Origin of the sequence: Allobosea sp. TAF32, from assembly GCF_052113585.1 — a bacterium.
In the GTDB taxonomy this organism is placed as follows: Bacteria; Pseudomonadota; Alphaproteobacteria; order Rhizobiales; family Beijerinckiaceae; genus Allobosea.
In genome coordinates, this window is record NZ_JBFRDM010000044.1 from 1 (window position 1) to 547 (window position 547).

Here is a 547-nt window from a genome sequence, read left to right on the forward strand (position 1 = left end):
GTGTGGCTGATCGTCCTCTCAGACCAGCTACTGATCGTCGCCTTGGTGAGCTTTTACCCCACCAACTAGCTAATCAGACATCGGCCGCTCCTATTGCGCGAGGCCTTTCGGTCCCCCGCTTTCACCCTCAGGTCGTATGCGGTATTAGCTAATCTTTCGACTAGTTATCCCCCACAACAGGGCACGTTCCGATGTATTACTCACCCGTTCGCCACTCGCCACCAGGATTGCTCCCGTGCTGCCGTTCGACTTGCATGTGTAAGGCATGCCGCCAGCGTTCAATCTGAGCCAGGATCAAACTCTTCAGTTCAATACCTGTGTGGTGCCGAAGCACCTCGCTCTTTCGAGCGGTCGCTCACTCTCAGAAAACTGACTCGATCCATTCCGAAGAACGAACCGAACATGTTTTACTGTGCGAGCACTTAATAACTTTTGAAGCAWCACGCAGACCGRAGTCYRCGYGGCGTTCGCCATCAAGCGCCCACACTTATCGGTTGTTTGGTTGTTAAAGAACTGGCCACACCGGCTTTGCCGGGGGCGGTACTGC

At 54.4% G+C, this 547-nt stretch carries 1 rRNA gene; it reads right to left on the minus strand.

Going from position 1 to position 547, the window contains the following annotated elements:
- Window positions 1-310 (minus strand): 16S ribosomal RNA (locus tag AB4Z16_RS28090); the annotation flags it as partial.
- Between the last annotated feature and the right edge of the window lie 237 nt (window positions 311-547).